Genomic DNA, 16,643 nt, shown 5'->3' with positions numbered 1-16,643 from the left:
TAATGAAAAGTTTGGAGGTTATTAGCTATGTATTCCGTTTTAGGCCAAATTACACAAATGTACGACACATTTACACCCGTTGAGAAACGCATTGCAGATTTGATGATTGATCAGCCTGTAAAAGTAGTGAATTTACCGATTAAAGAGATAGCAAAAATGGCAGGAACGAGTGAAGCTGCCATCGTCCGTTTCAGCAAGCGCCTAGGACTCTCTGGAATAAAAGTTGTAAAAGTAGAACTTGCAAGAGAATTACATACGATTGACACTGAGAAAAAACCTTCTAAGATAGAATTTACAGACTCCGTTGAAGTGTTAAAAGAAAAAGTATTCAATAATTCAATTCAAGCTTTATACAATACAGAAAAGATATTGTCGCCAAAATTAATTGATGATGCAGCCCTAGCTATCATCAAAGCAAAGCGCATGATGATATTTGGAGTTGGGATAGCTCAAGTCGTTGGAGAAGACTTCAGACTTAAGCTTGCGCAAATTGATAAACTTGCACATATTGCAAGTGATTCATTTACTGCAGTATCAATGCTTGGCAACTTCGAACCAGGTGACGTGTTGTTTGCAATAACTTCATCAGGTAGAAGTAAAGAAATTATTGAAGTAATTAAGTATGCTAAGAGACAAAATGTTACGATTGTCTTACTTACTCAAAAAGTACCTTCTCCTGCTTTGAGAATGGCTGATATTGCTCTTGCTATGGCGAAAGAAGAAAATGAAATTAAAGTTGGAACGATGACAGTACGTATTGTTCAACTTGCTATTATTGATGCAGTATATTTAAGAATTGGCTCAATCCAAAAAGAAGAAGTTGTTAAAATATTAACAAATGTTAACAATGCACGTAAAGAGATTCAAGATGCACAATAATGTTGAGTAAATAAAAAAGATCATTGAAATATTTTTTCAATGATCTTTTTTATAAGGTTACTTTTTAACGATAAAGCGGTTCTCTACAGGTTGGAACTCTTTTGGACCAGCTTCTGAACCAACTGAACCAAACGGCATTTGTGCAACAAGTTCCCAAGTTGCAGGAATATCGAATTCACTTGCAACTTTCTCATCGATTACACCATCATAATGTTGTAATGATGCACCTAATCCTTTATTGGCAAAAGCTGTCCAGATTGCAAACTGATGCATTGCATTTGATTGTTGTGCCCATAGAGGGAATTTCGGAGCATAAGCAGCGAATTTTTCTTGTAATCCTTCAGTTACTTTACTATCGATGTAATATAATACAGTACCGTAACCAGCTTTAAAGCTATTGATTTTTTGTTCGGTTTCACTGAAATCGCGGTCTGGCCCCATTAATTCTTTTAAGCTGTCTTTAGTGATATCCCATAATTTTTTATGCTGATCATTTAATAATAAAACAACACGCGTACTTTGTGAGTTGAAAGCTGATGGTACATGTTTAACTGTGTCAGAAATAATTTTTTCAATTGCTTCATCAGAAATTGGTGATTTTGGTTCGATGTGATAAATTGAACGTCTGTTTTCGATTGCCTCTTCAAAACTTTCTGCTAAATCTTTTTTAAATAAACTCATTGTCGTTTCTCCTTTTTTATTATATTAATTACTTCGTATCATTAACCTGATACCTATACCATTTGGATCTTTTATAACTTCAGAATTCCCGTCTTTATGCATCATTAATCCTTTTTCGTTTAACAACTTTTTGAAATACGTAACATCTTCATCATTTGGCATCTGAATATCGAAACGGCGTATACCTGGTGCGTCTTGTTCAGGTTGTTCAGTCGCTTTATCCCACGTATTTAAGCCGAGATGATGGTGATATCCAGCTGCTGATAGAAATGCAGCACTCGTTCCGTATTTAGTCATAACATCCATGCCGAAGAAATTCTCATAGAAAGCAATACTTTTATCGAGATCGATGACAGATAGATGCATATGTCCCATAATTGTATCAGGATGTAACCCTTTGAAAGGTAAGTTATTATTCGCAGCAAGTACACCGCTGAAATCCATTTCAGTTGTACCCATCACGATATCGCCGTTTTCTTCAAATTCCCATTTTGAAGATGGCACATCACGATAAATTTCAATACCATTACCTTCTGGATCTTGTAGATAGATCGCCTCAGATACATCATGATTACTTGCGCCGGAAAGCGGATAACCAGTTTTGATGAGGTGGAAAAAGATATTACCTAATGCTTCACGAGAAGGCACAAGTAATGCAAAATGAAATAATCCAGCTGATTTTACTCTTTTTTTATTCGTTTGGTACAGATAAATTAAAGGACGGTTTCTAGTGCCGAGTACTGCATATTGATCTGTTGACTCTAAAATATTTAGTCCTAAAATTTCGTTGTAAAATACTATACTGTTCTCCATAAAATTTACATTTAGATGGATTGCACCGATATGCGTGTCGTTCGAAAAATATTTTGATTCCATAGTTTAATGACTCCTAAGTATATTTTGTATATTATATATAATTAATATACCACATCACATTATAAATTAAAACGATTTAATGTTATTATATCAACTTTTATAAATTTATTGCAGTTATATATACTATGTTAAATATATGTAACAATACGCTCACTTAATAGAAAATAATATATCTGTGCTTTATAATGAATATAATTGGAAATTTGGAGGAATGTATAATGCGCAAATTAAAGCTACATTCGATTACTTTAACGACAGCTGCTTTAACGTTAAGTCTAAATGCATTAGACATTAACTCAGCAGAGGCTAACGAAATCACACATAAACCAGCAAGTACTGTAGAAATCGTTTCAACAGAAATGAATCAATCTACTAATGATACACCTTCTATAGAGCGTCCTACGACAGAAGCAAGAACCACTGAAACACCGACAACTGAGGAAAAGTCTACCGAAAAGACGATTGTTGCCTCTCAAACGAATGAAACGAATAATAAAGTAACTGAAAAGCCGGCCAAAGAATCTGCTAATACAACAAGCACTACAACAAAGCCAGCTACGAATAATCAGACCCTTAAGCCAAGTGTAGGGGCACCAGTTACGACTGAAAGGCCGACTACTGAGAAACCTGTGAAAGTACCAGGTCCTGTGACACAACCAATAGAGCCTGTGACAACTGAAAAACCGAATGTTCCAACGGATAATAATATTGGAACTAACCCTTCAACACCAGGTACACCATCACAGCCAGGTACACCATCACAGCCAGGGATACCGAGTACTGGAGGCGGGGACGATACACGTGTACCACCAGCACCAAAGCCACCTGTCGATGAGAGTAAAGATGAAGATAAACATGAATATACTGAGAAACCAGGTAAATTCTCTCCAGCTAAAGGTGAAGCTTACTATACGGCACTAGATAAACATGTTGGGGAACTTGTCACAACAAAGATTGAAAAGTCTAAAGATATAAATGATGCAACACAGACAGAAGATTTAGTTGCAGATAAGAAAGACAATAAAGCATCGAACGAAACGGATACTTCAAAACAAACAAAATCGACTAAAGATAAACAAAAAGATTCAGACAAAGAGAAACAGTCGAAAAAAGAAAAAGACCAGATAAAAGCATTACCTGACACAGGTGAAGTAACGTCATTATTTGGATATATCGCAGCACTTCTACTAGCAGGATCTGTTTTAGTGAGAAAGAAATAATTACAAAAAATACGCTTAGGCTCATAGCCTAAGCGTATTTCTACGTATTAAAATTTAGAAGTATCAATTTGTTCTAGATAGTCTTCAAGGAATGCCATCACATCTTTTAATGTTCCATCTTTAAATGGAGATTTTAAGTGTGCAGCTTCTACAATTTTATTGAATGGCAGAGATCCACCGATATCACAAATATGCAGATAATCTTTCCATGCGCCTTCAAAATCTTCACTAGAACGTTTAAAGAATTGGAATGCACATACTTGAGCTAAAGTGTAATCGATATAATAGAATGGAGATTCAAATATATGTCCTTGTCTATGCCATAATGCGCCATCGATTAGTGGTGCAATACCATCATAATCTTTATGCGGTAAGTATTTAGCTTCTAGAGATTGCCATGCCTCACGTCGTTCTTTCGGTGTCATTTCAGGATTACCATAGACGATATGCTGGAACTCGTCCACTGCAACACCATAAGGAAGGAACTGAATCGCATCTCCGATATGTTTATATTTAAATTTATCCGCATTGTTAAAGAATAAATCCATCCATTTGTAAGTGAAGAATTCCATACTCATTGAATGAATTTCACATGATTCATGTGTCGGCCATAAATAATCAGGCACACTTAGTTCGCGAGAGCGATATACCTGGAAGGCATGACCTGCTTCATGTGTTAATACAGTAATATCATGGTCTGTGCCGTTAAAATTAGAGAAGATGAATGGTGATTTGTAATCATCGATAAATGTACAATATCCACCTGCCTGTTTACCTTTTTTCGCTTCCACATCAAAGAGTTCACGTTCCATCATAAACTGATAGAATTCATCTGTTTCAGAGCTTAATTCACGATACATCTTACGACCATTTTCTAAAATCGTCTGAGCATCATCTTTTGGTGACTCATTACCATCTGTAAATAAAATCGGTTCATCATAAACCTTTAAACGATCAACGCCGATACGTTCAGCTTGCGCCTGATATAATTTTTGTGCAAGTGGCACAACATGCGTTTTAATTTGCTCGCGATAGTTTTGTACCATGTCAGGTGTATAATCAACGCGGCGCATACGCACATATCCAAGTTCGATGAAGTTGTCAAAACCTAGTTTCACTGCGATTTCGTGACGTACTTTAACTAAACGGTCATAAATATCATCATATTGATCCATTAACCCTGCACGATAATTTTGTACGGCAAGTGTCGCAGACTTACGTTCTTCACGGTCGCTAGACTCAAGGAATTTCCCCATTTGAGCAAAAGTATACGTTTCACCTTTATATTCAATTTCAGCTGAAGCCACAAGTTTAGAGTACTCAGAAGAAATCTTATTTTCTTTATTTAATAGATCTTTAATAGATTCATCGAACTGTTTCACATAAAGTTCAGCTAAATCAAAAAGTTGTTCCCCGTACACTGCTTTGAGTTCATCTTTGAATTGACTTCTGTTTAATGCATTGTAATAAAGTGATTCAAAATAGACGATTTCCCCATTGTTATCATCGAAGAAATCACGTTCTTTTTCGTAGAATGCATCCTTTGTATTAATTGATGCGCGAACATATGCCAGATTAAACATTGAATCAATCTTGTTACGTAAAGCATTGATTTTATCAATGATTTGAATCTGTTCTTCTACAGATTGTGCCTGATCAAAGTCAGTGTATAACTGTGTAAACTGTTCCTTTGCATCTGTTAAATCGGGTCTCGCATATTTGTAGTCTTGGAAAGTAGTCATTAAAATGCTCCTTATCTATTTATTATCTAATTTTTCTTACTATTCTTATAATACTCTAAACATACAGAATAAGGAATATATTTATTATTATTCAGATGATATAATTAATGTAGGAGATTAGGGGGATGAATATGACAAAGATAGATGAATCTTTAGCACTCAAAACAGCAGGACTTGTAAGACAGACACATGAAGCGGGAATCCCGGTTATGGTAGTGTTTGAAGGTATTCCGGCATCAGGGAAATCAAGGTTATCAAATGAATTGTTATTGACACTTGATGCAAAGTATACGAACTTCTATGCAACACCACGTCCAGACAGTGAGTTATTGCGCTATCCTTTTTTATATCCGTACTGGAAGAATATACCGAATAAAGGTGGCGTAACATTATTCTTCAGAAGCTGGTATGCACAGAAGTTAGATTATGAAATGAACGAACTTAAAAAAGACATTATTAAAGATTATGACTTGTTAACGCAGGAGATTGTTGGATTTGAATCGATGCTTAAAGAAGATGGTTATGAAATTATTAAATTCTATCTTTCTGTTAATGAACAAAAGCGCCTTGAACATATTCAGCAAACGAAGAAAAATCCTTTGACACGCTGGAAAGCACAAGAATATGAAACAGGTATACCGACAAAAGATTATCAGGAAGGTATGATCGATTTAATGAAAGCGACTGAGGATATTTCTCCATGGACGCATATCGATTATACAGAACGTGGTAAAGCAGCGAATGAAATGTACGAAACGATTATTAAACGATTAGAGAAAGCATTGAAAGAGAAAAAGAAAAAGACTGAACACCGTAAAGTAGACGGCGAATTTACTGAAGACTTCTCAACAGATATGTTTGATGATACTTCAGATGATATGTCAAAAGCGGAATATAAAGAATTATTACCGAAGTTGCAGAACAGAATTCGTGAATTACAATATGCATTATATGAAAAGAAAATTCCGATGATGCTTGTATATGAGGGCATGGATGCAGCAGGTAAAGGCGGTAATATTAAACGTGTACGTGAAAGTCTTGATCCTACAGGTTATGAAGTAAATGCGGTTAGTGCCCCGACTGAAACGGAGCTGAGCTACCATTACTTATGGCGCTTTGCGACAGACGTACCCCGTTCTGGTCATATCGAAATATTTGATAGAAGCTGGTATGGCCGTGTATTAGTAGAGCGTGTTGAAGGATTTGCATCTACTGAAGAATGGCAACGTGCGTATGATGAAATTAATAAATTTGAACGTGCTTTAACAATTGAAGGATCAATCGTTATAAAATTCTTCTTAGTATTAGATAAAGATGAGCAGTTAAAGCGCTTTGAAGAAAGACAAGTAACACCTGAGAAGCAGTGGAAGATTACTGATGAAGACTGGCGTAATCGTGAGAAGTGGGATCTATATCTTGAAGCGAGTAAGGATATGATTGATAAAACATCAACAGACGATGCACCATGGGTAATTATACCTGCGAATAATAAACGTGCAGCACGTATTAAAGCGTTGAAGACGATTATTATAGCTTGTGAAGAGCGTCTATGGGGCGTTAAGAAACTGTGGTAATGAAATTCAGTGAGTGGTCGAAATAATAGGTATTTCGACCACTCACATAATTTTTGAAATATAAAACAACACCGAGTGGTCGAATTATTACGTAATCCGACCACTCGGTGTTTCTTTATAGATTAAAATATGATTTTATAATTGGAGCAATAAATTGTGTCGTTTGCTTTAATTGTTCCTGTGCTTCCTGTACTTTGTCTGCAAACACGACCTGCATGATCACGACAAAAGCATTCATCGACATATGCGCGGCAATCGGTACAATGATACGATTCGTTAATACATATAAACTACTGAACACTAACGACATCCCCATATAGATTAACGTATGGTCGAAGTCATTGTGGGCTGCTGAGAAGATAAATCCACTAATTAATACTGCGATGGTAAAGGCAAGCCAGCGAGGAGCTTTAATCACTTCATATAATTCACCGAAAATAACCTTTCTAAAGACAAATTCCTCTAGAATTGGACCAACGATAGCAATCAATATAATAAATACTGGTGCAGCTTTAGCGATGTCCATGATATTTTTAGTATTCTGACTTTCTAGTGGCTGATGTAAAATATATGTATTAATCATACCGAAGATCATCTGAGCAAACAGTGAGATAAAGAATCCACCGACAATCCAGCCGATTGTAGCCAATGTATCAGACTTTGGAAGGCGTTCTAACTGCGTTTTATTTTTAATACGTGTGTTGATAAATATGACTAAAATAGAAGCAACAATAAAAGAAGCAACATAATAAGGGATAGATTTTAAGAATGCATCTGACTCGCTTAAACCTTGTTTCATAAAATAAATATTAGGAATTAAGACGAAAAACTGTGAGCCGATGTAAATTAAGACAGTAAGCACGTTGATCCATATACGTTTCATGTAAATTTTAATTCTCCTTCAAATTTAAATACTTTATACATTGTACATTAAATTGGTAGTAATAAAAACTCAATCGAATTGATAAAAAATAATATTAAAAATAATATTAAAAATCAAATTAAAATATTTGCAATATTGACCTTCTTTGATTATTATAAAATTATGTTAGCACTTAAGCGTATAGAGTGCTAAAAAACATGAATTTATTTTTTCAAGGAGGAAAATATCGTGATAAAACCATACGGAAATCGTGTTGTAATCGAAAAAACTGAAAGAGAACAAACTACTGCAAGTGGAATCGTCTTAACTGATTCTGCAAAAGAAAAGTCAAACGAAGGTACAGTCATTGCAGTTGGCACAGGCCGTATCCTTGAGAATGGTGAAAAAATTGATATCCAGGTAGCTGTAGGTGACCGTGTAGTTTATGAACCATTTGGTGGTACTGAAGTGAAAGCTGGGGACGAGAAGTACATCGTATTAAAAGAAGAAGATATCATCGCGATTATTGAAGATTAATCAAATTATAATAAATACATTCTATAATATAAAATCAATGGAGGAATTTGACAATGGTTAAAGAAATTAAGTTTTCTGAAGATGCAAGACGCTCAATGCTTGCAGGTGTAGATAAATTAGCTGACGCAGTTAAAGTTACATTAGGGCCAAAAGGTCGTAACGTAGTTTTAGATAAAAAGTTTGTAGCACCTTTAATTACAAATGATGGTGTAACAATCGCAAAAGAAATCGAATTAGAAGATCCATACGAAAACATGGGTGCAAAATTAGTCGCTGAAGTTGCAAACAAAACAAACGAAATCGCTGGTGACGGTACTACTACAGCAACAGTACTTGCACAAGCAATGATCCAAGAGGGATTGAAGAACGTTACAAGTGGTGCAAACCCTGTAGGAATCCGCCAAGGTATTGATAAAGCGGTAGCAGTTGCGTTAGAAGAATTAGCAGCAATTTCAAAAGAAGTATCAAGCAAAGAAGAAATTGCACAAGTTGGAGCAATTTCAGCAGCTGACGAAGAAATCGGTCAATTCATCTCTGAAGCGATGGAGAAAGTTGGTAACGACGGTGTTATCACAATCGAAGAATCTAAAGGATTCAAAACAGAATTAGAAGTAGTAGAAGGTATGCAATTCGATCGTGGATATGCTTCACCTTATATGGTGACAGATTCTGATAAGATGATCGCTGATTTAGAAAATCCATACATCTTAATTACAGATAAGAAGATTTCTTCATTCCAGGATATCTTACCGTTATTAGAACAAATCGTTCAAACATCACGTCCAATCTTAATCGTAGCTGAAGATGTTGATGGTGATGCATTAACAAACATCGTATTAAACAGATTACGTGGTACATTCACTGCAGTTGCTGTGAAAGCACCAGGATTTGGTGACCGTCGTAAAGCAATGTTAGAAGATTTAGCAATCCTTACAGGTGGTCAAGTAATTACTGACGACTTAGGATTAGACTTAAAAGATGCAACAGTTGATATGTTAGGTAATGCAACGAAAGTTCACGTTACTAAAGACGATACAACAATCGTTGAAGGACGCGGCGATGCATCAAATATCGACGCACGTGTAGGACAATTAAAAGCACAAATTGAAGAGACAACATCTGAATTTGATAAAGAAAAATTACAAGAACGCTTAGCGAAATTAGCAGGTGGCGTTGCAGTGATTAAAGTAGGTGCTGCAACTGAAACAGAATTAAAAGAACGTAAATTACGTATTGAAGATGCATTAAACTCAACACGTGCAGCAGTTGAAGAAGGTATCGTTGCAGGTGGTGGTACAGCACTTGTATCAATCTACAACAAAGTAGCAGCAGTTGAAGCGACAGGTGATGTTGCAACAGGTGTTAAAATTGTATTAAAAGCATTAGAAGCTCCAATTCGTCAAATCGCGATTAATGCTGGCCTTGAAGGTTCAGTAATTGTTGAGAAGATTAAACACGCTGAAACAGGTGTTGGATATAACGCAGCAACTGATGAGTGGGTAAATATGATTGAAGCTGGTATCGTTGACCCAACTAAAGTTACAAGATCAGCATTACAAAATGCAGCATCAGTAGCAGCAATGTTCTTAACAACTGAAGCGGTAGTAGCAGAAATGCCTGAAGAAAACCCAGCACCAGAAATGGGTATGGGCGGCATGCCAGGGATGATGTAATTTAATAATAGATTTTAAAGATTCCGGATACATTGCGTATCCGGAATTTTTTTGTGATGATGTTTAGATATTTAGGGTAGACTTTTCCGGATACTCGGATTATCCGGAAAAGATGGAGATAAAACTAGTGAAATAGGTGGCAACAATTCCGGATACTCGGACTATCCGGAAAAGATGGAGAACTATAAATTTATCTGTAATTAAAATATATTAAGAGTTTTAATTCCAAGTGAAATTTTATAAAAAATAATCAAAAGTTTAAATTTGAGGTGAAAATTTAATATAATTTATATAAAAGTTTAAAATTGAGGTGAAATTTATGAGTGAATTAGTAATGAGAGCAGAATATATCAATTTCCTAAGACGACATCGTGATAAGCAAGTTATTAAAGTTGTTTCTGGTGTTAGAAGATCTGGCAAATCAACTTTATTTAAGTTGTTTCAGGATGAGTTATTGTCTAAAGGAGTGGACCAGTCACAGATTATTGCGATCAATTTTGAAGATATATCCTATCATCATCTATTGAATTATATGAATCTATACCAGTATTTAAGTGATAAAATTCACCCAATTGAAAAGACTTACATTTTCCTGGATGAGATTCAGATGATTGATCAGTTTGAAAAAGTAGTCGATTCTTTATTGTTAAAAGACAATGTCGATTTGTATATCATCGGTTCAAATGCATACTTTTTAAGTAGTAAATTAGCAACGTTACTTTCGGGGCGATATGTTCAACTTAATATGTTACCTCTGTCTTTCAAGGAATTTGTGACCTGGCATAAGCAGAAAGATAGCAATCATTCGTTGTCGGATTTGTATGAAGCGTATATACAAACAAGTTTTCCATATGCGATTAAAATTGATAACCCATTAGAACGTTTTGAATATTTACAAGGATTGTATTCAACGGTAGTTTTAAATGATATAGTAAAGCGAATGAATATTCAGGATGTTGGTGTACTAGAACGAATTATTGCAGCACTATTCTCTTCAATAGGTAGTTTAGTAACAATAAATAAAATTAAGAATACGTTAGTTTCAAAAGGATATAAAATAGCGCATCAAACGATTGATCGTTATGTAAAAGGCATTCTCGATAGTTTGATCATGTATGAAGTAAAGCGATATAACATTAAAGGAAAAGCCTACTGGAAAGCCAGTCAAAATATTATACCGTTGATACAGGGTTAAGACAGTTAGTATTGAGAGATCATCTACAAGATTATGGACATATACTAGAAAATATAATTTATCTAGAACTTAAGCGTAGAGGTTTTGAAGTGTATATTGGTGAAAATAATCAGTATGAAGTCGACTTTGTAGCAATTGCACCGGATAATAGTATTGACTATTATCAAGTTGCATTATCAACTTTAGATGAAAGCACTTTGAAACAAGAATTAAGGTCATTAGCATCCATTGATGATCAGTATCCGAAGTATTTATTAACGCTAGATCAATTTAATCAAACAGCAAACTATAACGGGATACAGAAATTGAATGCATTACAATGGTTGATGGGAGAATAATAACGAGGTGATATGATGGACTGGAGAGAATATTTTACGCCGATAGTGTTAGAACGAGGAAAGGAATACTTTTATGAAGATTTAGTAGAAGTGACGTTTATTGATAAACGTGAGATTAATACAATTGTCTTCGGAAGTGAAGAATATAATGTAGAGATTGAAAATATTGGAACGAATAACATGACGATGATGTGTGATTGTCCGCATGCACAAGATGATAACTATTGTAAGCATATGGCTGCGAGTATGCTGGTATTTGAAGAGTTAGAAGATACGGTTCAAAAAACAGATAAGAAAAAACAAATAAAAATCGATCAGGACGCTTTACTTCAAACACTTACACATGCGAGTGAAGGGAATGTAAAGTCGTTCTTGTTTGAGCTATGTATGAAGAATAGTGACATTTATGACAAGTTCATGAAAGAAATCGCAAGACTAAATGAGCAGAAAGTTGTTCAACTTAATAAACCACAGTCACTTCAGACGTATAAAGAAGAGATTCGTGGCATATATAAATCATATATGAGAAAAAACTTCATTGACTATACCGATGCGATGGATATGTTTAACGAGTTAGAGAGCTACTTAGAAGATGAAGTACCAAAGTTATACGACAATCCTGTACGTGCAATCAAGATGTTGAATTACGCTGTTATGTTGTTTGGTAAATATGATATTGATGATTCAGCTGGTGGCTATACATCACTGATGAACTTAGTAACAGATTTAAGTTCTGACATTATTGATGAAGCAAATGATAAGCAACAGGATGAAATCTTCAACATTTATTTAGAGTTATTGAAAGGTGAATTACTATATGAAAGAGAGATGATTGAAGAAATATTCTTTGAACATTTCGAAAGTGAAGCACAATTAAACGCTAAACTTATTTATCTGGAACGCAAGGCTGCGCAGGCGACACCAGATTCATATGCACAGAAGAATACTTTAGAGCATTTAATTATAGTATATGAAGTGCTAGGGCTTTCATCAGATGAAATCATACTCAAGCTCAAACCGTATCGACATACTGATCAAGTTCGAGACTTTCTCATAGAAGTTGAAATAAATAAAGGACATCACAAAAAAGCCATTGAACTGATTAAAGAAGGGATGCAGTCTAAGTACCCGGGAATTGCTCGTATGTATCACACACGTTTAATTAGATACTTTAAAGAAATTGGCCATATAGATTATGTATACGAACTATTTAATTACGTTATTCGTGAGCATTGGTCTGAGATGGAAAGTTATCGTGAACTAAAATCATTCTATACACAAGAAGAATGGGAACAAGTGAGACAATATATATTTAGGCAGAGCAATGATGAACAAATAGTACATTACTTTATTGAAGAAAAATTGTATGACCGTCTGCTTGAAGGGCTTATAGAAGGAAGATTTTACTATAGAATTTTCTTACATATGAAAGAGGAATTTCTGTCATATGATAAAGAGAAATCACTGCGTGTATACACACAGATTATACAAACATTAGCAGATGAAGCGAAGAATTGTAAGGAATATAAAGGCGTGATGCGATACTTGCAGGATATGAAATATATTACAGGTGGAGAAATCGTCGCACACCGTATCGCGAAAGAATGGCGCATGCTTTATAAGAAGCGACCAGCGATGATTGATGAACTGAATAAGGTGATGAAATAATCATAGTTCATCCCCATTACAGACTGCGAATCCAGTAAGTAATGGGGATGATGTGTTTATTTGTGAAAAATTGAAATTAATCAATCTGCTTTACAATAGCACCATCTTTAACGACGAGCTTAATGCTGTTATTGTCCTTTAATACACTAATATTCTCTAGCGGGTCTTGATCAACTAAGATTAAATCAGCAAGATAGCCTTCTTTAATTAAACCTAACTGGTCAATGCATAAACACTCAGCAGCAACTTGAGTAGAAGCTCTTATCGCATCGATTTCTGACATGCCGTATTCAACCATCAATTCTAACTCACGCAAGTTTGTACCATGTTTGAATACACCGGCATCTGTCCCCATCGCAATCTTAACATCTTGTTTATAAGCAGTCTTAAAGCCATTAATATGATCTTCTAGTACTTCTTTAGCTTGATCGATTGCAACTTGGCTCATGCCTAATTCTTCAGCGAACTCTAATACGGAAATGGGTGCTAACAACGTAGGAACTAGGTAAGTCCCGTGTTCAACCATACGCTTGGCAGTTGGTTCATCTAAATAAATTCCATGTTCAATTGAATGTATACCAGCATCAATACATTGATTGATACCTTCTAGACCTTGTGCATGTGCCATAACCTTTCTGCCATTTCTAAAAGCAGCTTCTTCTACGATAACTTTGAGTTCTTCTAATGAAAACTGTGTATAATTTGGATGATCGGTAGGAGAAGTGACACCACCAGTAGCATGTACTTTCAATACATCAGCGCCAGCTCTCAGCATTTCGCGTGCTTTCTTTCTGACTTCTTCAACCCCGTCACAAATCCCGTTTGGCATACCTGGATAATCAGTAGTAACGATATCAATCGAATTACCAGAATATTGATATCCATCCCCATGACCACCGGTAATCGTCAATGCATTAATGCTGCATACAGTTCTTGGTCCAATGAATAAGCCATCTTCAATCGCTTTCTTATAACCAATATCAGCACCTAATGCGTCTCTTACAGTTGTGATACCAGCATCAATAGTACTTTTTGCGTAATCCATCGCCTGATAGAAATTATATGAAAAGGGCGTTGCCAATCGACTTTCAACCGGTTTAAATTCAAATACCATATGCACGTGACTATCAATCATACCTGGAAGTAAGTATCGGTCTTCACCATCAATAATAATATCGGCATTATCAGTATCATCAAACGAAATAATTCTATTATCTTCAATTACAACAGAGCGATGATTCATATATGCACCGCGTTCAACATCAAGAATATTAACATTATTAATTAAAGTCTTCATATAAACCCTCCACTAAACTTATATTAAATCCATAACAACATTCGCGATAATAACAGAAGAAATCGTAACTGTCACAAAACCACCTATTAGCATCGGAGTGACAAGCTCGTTCAAAATACTTTCAACTTCTTCATCCGTCTGTCCGTGGCTACGTGCAACTTCCTGACATAATATATAATCTCCAGGGAAACCGAACAATGCAGTTAAAGCAACAGGCATTCCTTTATGAATCGGCCACTTCAGTAGCTTTGAAGCAACAAAGCCGCCTAATACAATACCGAGCGCACCTAAGCCTAATATACAAAGCACAGGTAAGATATTCTTCATAACATCCTCAGGCTTGACACCACCCATTGAACCGATAACTACAAATATTACTGCAATGATAAAGAAATTAAGAGAATTCGCCTTCTCTAACGTATTCTGAGGCAACACTTTAGTATTTAATAAAAGTACACCGAAAAATAAACAGAAAATGGTGAAATGAATACCAGTTACTTTACCTAACCATACACCTATAGCTGCAAATACAAAGACAATAAACAAACGAATCGTATTATTATTTAAAACCGAAATCTTAGATTGTGCATAAGTATCATCAGTTAAAGCACGCAGATCTGCAGGCGTGTTTCTTAATCGATGAATATAATCCTGCTTCACATATTGATTCATGAAATGCGAAGCAAGCGGCATGCCGATAACCCCTTGTAATGCCTGTACAAGTGAGGGCACTACAATTAAAGCAGACATACCAAGCGCAGTTAACTTCTCATTAGTGATCAGTAAAGCGATAACACCACCAGCAACTGGCCCAAGACCACTAGCCGCAGTCGGAAAACCGTAGATAGGGGTGATAATACCGAGAATAAGAATCGTTGCACCAACTAAACCGGATAAAGAGATGATAACGGCTTTCCATTGTGACTTGAGAACATGAAGCGGCATAATTGTGCCCATATGTAAGATCAAAGGACCGATAAGTACAGCACCTAATGCTGGGACTGTAGAATATTCAAGTATTTTAGGTGGAAATACGCCGAGCCATGATAAAACGAGGAATCCTAACATAGCGGTTAATAACATAGGAACACGCGCACGCGTGTAGATGGAAATAATTTCTCCAAGCGCTATTAAAGCGAATAGCATGGTTGTTGCAATGATTGGTTCTTTAATCATGACATCAGTCCTTTCAAATTTAAATTACTGATTAGTTTAACACTTTAAAGCGTTATGTCAACAATAAAACTGAAAATTCTGTGGATTAAGAAAATTATTTGAGAAAAGAAGATATAAATTCAATAGTTATCTCTGAATATATGAACAGCGACTTTACTGGAAGACTTAGACCAGAAGAAGTTTGATGAAATCAGTATGAACATTGAAGAAAAAAGCAAAATCTCTAAAGAAGAATTAGAAGTGTACTTAGCGTACCTTAGACTTATGGGATTCATTGCATACCTTGATGCCTATAAAGAGGACGATGTCGACAGTTCAGAAAGTGACACAGAGGAAAGGACTGATAGGGAAGAAGATTATGATACTGAGAGTGAAGAAGAACCCGAAGAGTCATCAGAGGAAATATATGATAGTGAAACGAGTGTTGAAGAAGATACAGTGGAGTAGGATGGAAATCGCAGTCGTTAGAGATTGCGGTTTATTTGTATACGACTAGGGATTATGAATTTCTATCGTATTTAATTATCTGGATTTTCTATTGTACAGAGATGGGTATGAAGATGAACAAAAGCAAGTTATTACTAAGTTATCAAACTGGGAGTTCCAGTTTAGAAACTCGATTGAACATTTCTATCCACAACATCCTTTGAATGGAGATATATGGGATGAACACGATGAATTAAATAGCTTCGGTAATCTCGCACTTATATCAGTAAGTGGCAATTCAATGTTCTCCAATCGTATACCGGAAGAGAAAGCTAAAGTTGAGCATATCATTAACCAAAGCTTGAAACTGGAAATTATGGCACATATAACGAAAAAATTAGGGTGGAGTAAAGAAAAGGTTAAATGTCATTGTGATGAAATGATAGCGATAATAGATAATGATATTAGAAAAGCCGATTCATAATCGAATCGGCTTTAT

16 protein-coding genes are annotated in these 16,643 nt (G+C 35.5%); 10 read left to right on the top strand and 6 right to left on the bottom strand.

Annotated elements, in window-relative coordinates; translation table 11 throughout:
• Positions 1–27 precede the first annotated feature (27 nt).
• Positions 28–879 carry a MurR/RpiR family transcriptional regulator gene (locus HT586_RS10655; protein WP_203545779.1) on the top strand — a complete coding sequence of 284 codons (852 nt, stop codon included), beginning with the start codon at positions 28–30 and terminating at the stop codon, positions 877–879.
• A gap of 57 nt (positions 880–936) precedes the next feature.
• Here HT586_RS10655 and HT586_RS10650 read toward each other — a convergent pair whose 3' ends face one another.
• Both HT586_RS10650 and HT586_RS10645 read right to left on the bottom strand, forming a co-directional pair.
• A complete protein-coding gene (locus HT586_RS10650) occupies positions 937–1,560 on the bottom strand; it encodes a nitroreductase family protein (protein ID WP_203545778.1) in 624 nt (207 codons plus the stop codon).
• Positions 1,561–1,584: 24 nt separating this feature from the next.
• Complete coding sequence (locus HT586_RS10645) at positions 1,585–2,436, bottom strand: VOC family protein (protein WP_203545777.1); 852 nt, start codon at positions 2,434–2,436, stop codon at positions 1,585–1,587.
• Between the two features lie 218 nt (positions 2,437–2,654).
• Between HT586_RS10645 and HT586_RS10640 the strand changes: the two genes are divergently transcribed.
• Entirely contained in the window at positions 2,655–3,656 is a 1,002-nt protein-coding gene (locus tag HT586_RS10640; protein ID WP_203545776.1) for an LPXTG cell wall anchor domain-containing protein, read from the top strand.
• Positions 3,657–3,703: 47 nt separating this feature from the next.
• On the opposite strand, the gene HT586_RS10635 is transcribed toward HT586_RS10640, so the two are convergent.
• Positions 3,704–5,398, bottom strand: a complete 1,695-nt coding sequence (locus HT586_RS10635) for a M3 family oligoendopeptidase (protein WP_096075822.1) — start codon at positions 5,396–5,398, stop codon at positions 3,704–3,706.
• A 131-nt stretch (positions 5,399–5,529) separates the two neighbouring features.
• Between HT586_RS10635 and HT586_RS10630 the strand changes: the two genes are divergently transcribed.
• Positions 5,530–6,972, top strand: coding sequence for a phosphate--AMP phosphotransferase (locus HT586_RS10630; protein ID WP_203545775.1), 1,443 nt, complete (start codon positions 5,530–5,532; stop codon positions 6,970–6,972).
• A 115-nt stretch (positions 6,973–7,087) separates the two neighbouring features.
• Here HT586_RS10630 and mroQ read toward each other — a convergent pair whose 3' ends face one another.
• The gene (gene mroQ, locus HT586_RS10625; RefSeq protein ID WP_188018381.1) at positions 7,088–7,855 is read right to left on the bottom strand and encodes an intramembrane glutamic endopeptidase MroQ; all 768 of its coding nucleotides are present in this window, start codon (positions 7,853–7,855) and stop codon (positions 7,088–7,090) included.
• Positions 7,856–8,083: 228 nt separating this feature from the next.
• Here mroQ and groES point away from each other — a divergent pair, with 228 nt between their 5' ends.
• The 5 genes from groES (at position 8,084) to HT586_RS10600 (ending at position 13,245) form a co-directional block, all read left to right on the top strand.
• Positions 8,084–8,371, top strand: a complete 288-nt coding sequence (gene groES, locus HT586_RS10620) for a co-chaperone GroES (RefSeq protein ID WP_096075825.1) — start codon at positions 8,084–8,086, stop codon at positions 8,369–8,371.
• A gap of 53 nt (positions 8,372–8,424) precedes the next feature.
• On the top strand, positions 8,425–10,044 hold the full coding sequence (groL, locus tag HT586_RS10615) for a chaperonin GroEL (protein ID WP_203545774.1): 1,620 nt from the start codon (positions 8,425–8,427) through the stop codon (positions 10,042–10,044).
• Between the two features lie 319 nt (positions 10,045–10,363).
• On the top strand, positions 10,364–11,239 hold the full coding sequence (locus tag HT586_RS10610; protein ID WP_203545773.1) for an ATP-binding protein: 876 nt from the start codon (positions 10,364–10,366) through the stop codon (positions 11,237–11,239).
• Positions 11,197–11,577 (top strand): ATP-binding protein, encoded by a 381-nt coding sequence (locus HT586_RS10605; RefSeq protein ID WP_203546575.1) that lies wholly within the window; start codon positions 11,197–11,199, stop codon positions 11,575–11,577. Before HT586_RS10610 ends, HT586_RS10605 begins: the two co-directional genes overlap by 43 nt.
• Before the next feature lie 15 nt (positions 11,578–11,592).
• Positions 11,593–13,245: an SWIM zinc finger family protein gene (locus tag HT586_RS10600; RefSeq protein WP_203545772.1), complete on the top strand. Its 1,653-nt coding sequence runs from the start codon at positions 11,593–11,595 to the stop codon at positions 13,243–13,245.
• 76 nt (positions 13,246–13,321) lie between these two features.
• Here HT586_RS10600 and HT586_RS10595 read toward each other — a convergent pair whose 3' ends face one another.
• The gene (locus tag HT586_RS10595; RefSeq protein WP_203545771.1) at positions 13,322–14,542 is read right to left on the bottom strand and encodes a metal-dependent hydrolase family protein; all 1,221 of its coding nucleotides are present in this window, start codon (positions 14,540–14,542) and stop codon (positions 13,322–13,324) included.
• Positions 14,543–14,560: 18 nt separating this feature from the next.
• Complete coding sequence (locus tag HT586_RS10590; RefSeq protein WP_203545770.1) at positions 14,561–15,718, bottom strand: hypothetical protein; 1,158 nt, start codon at positions 15,716–15,718, stop codon at positions 14,561–14,563.
• Positions 15,719–15,913: 195 nt separating this feature from the next.
• Here HT586_RS10590 and HT586_RS10585 point away from each other — a divergent pair, with 195 nt between their 5' ends.
• Positions 15,914–16,165 carry a hypothetical protein gene (locus HT586_RS10585; protein WP_203545769.1) on the top strand — a complete coding sequence of 84 codons (252 nt, stop codon included), beginning with the start codon at positions 15,914–15,916 and terminating at the stop codon, positions 16,163–16,165.
• A 58-nt stretch (positions 16,166–16,223) separates the two neighbouring features.
• Positions 16,224–16,628: an HNH endonuclease family protein gene (locus HT586_RS10580; RefSeq protein WP_188018452.1), complete on the top strand. Its 405-nt coding sequence runs from the start codon at positions 16,224–16,226 to the stop codon at positions 16,626–16,628.
• Positions 16,629–16,643: the final 15 nt, after the last annotated feature.

Source organism: Macrococcoides bohemicum, from assembly GCF_016865215.1.
GTDB classification, from domain to species: Bacteria; Bacillota; Bacilli; order Staphylococcales; family Staphylococcaceae; genus Macrococcoides; species Macrococcoides bohemicum.
The sequence above is the reverse complement of the archived record's forward strand: the minus strand, read 5'-3'. Positions and strand labels throughout refer to the sequence as shown.

What these genes read in the sequence shown, in the direction of transcription:
- HT586_RS10655 (WP_203545779.1), top strand. Translation starts at nt 28, where the DNA reads ATGTATTCCGTTTTAGGCCAAATTACACAAATGTACGACACATTTACA.
- HT586_RS10650 (WP_203545778.1), bottom strand. Translation starts at nt 1,560, where the DNA reads ATGAGTTTATTTAAAAAAGATTTAGCAGAAAGTTTTGAAGAGGCAATC.
- HT586_RS10645 (WP_203545777.1), bottom strand. Translation starts at nt 2,436, where the DNA reads ATGGAATCAAAATATTTTTCGAACGACACGCATATCGGTGCAATCCAT.
- HT586_RS10640 (WP_203545776.1), top strand. Translation starts at nt 2,655, where the DNA reads ATGCGCAAATTAAAGCTACATTCGATTACTTTAACGACAGCTGCTTTA.
- HT586_RS10635 (WP_096075822.1), bottom strand. Translation starts at nt 5,398, where the DNA reads ATGACTACTTTCCAAGACTACAAATATGCGAGACCCGATTTAACAGAT.
- HT586_RS10630 (WP_203545775.1), top strand. Translation starts at nt 5,530, where the DNA reads ATGACAAAGATAGATGAATCTTTAGCACTCAAAACAGCAGGACTTGTA.
- mroQ (WP_188018381.1), bottom strand. Translation starts at nt 7,855, where the DNA reads ATGAAACGTATATGGATCAACGTGCTTACTGTCTTAATTTACATCGGC.
- groL (WP_203545774.1), top strand. Translation starts at nt 8,425, where the DNA reads ATGGTTAAAGAAATTAAGTTTTCTGAAGATGCAAGACGCTCAATGCTT.
- HT586_RS10610 (WP_203545773.1), top strand. Translation starts at nt 10,364, where the DNA reads ATGAGTGAATTAGTAATGAGAGCAGAATATATCAATTTCCTAAGACGA.
- HT586_RS10600 (WP_203545772.1), top strand. Translation starts at nt 11,593, where the DNA reads ATGGACTGGAGAGAATATTTTACGCCGATAGTGTTAGAACGAGGAAAG.
- HT586_RS10595 (WP_203545771.1), bottom strand. Translation starts at nt 14,542, where the DNA reads ATGAAGACTTTAATTAATAATGTTAATATTCTTGATGTTGAACGCGGT.
- HT586_RS10590 (WP_203545770.1), bottom strand. Translation starts at nt 15,718, where the DNA reads ATGATTAAAGAACCAATCATTGCAACAACCATGCTATTCGCTTTAATA.
- HT586_RS10585 (WP_203545769.1), top strand. Translation starts at nt 15,914, where the DNA reads ATGAACATTGAAGAAAAAAGCAAAATCTCTAAAGAAGAATTAGAAGTG.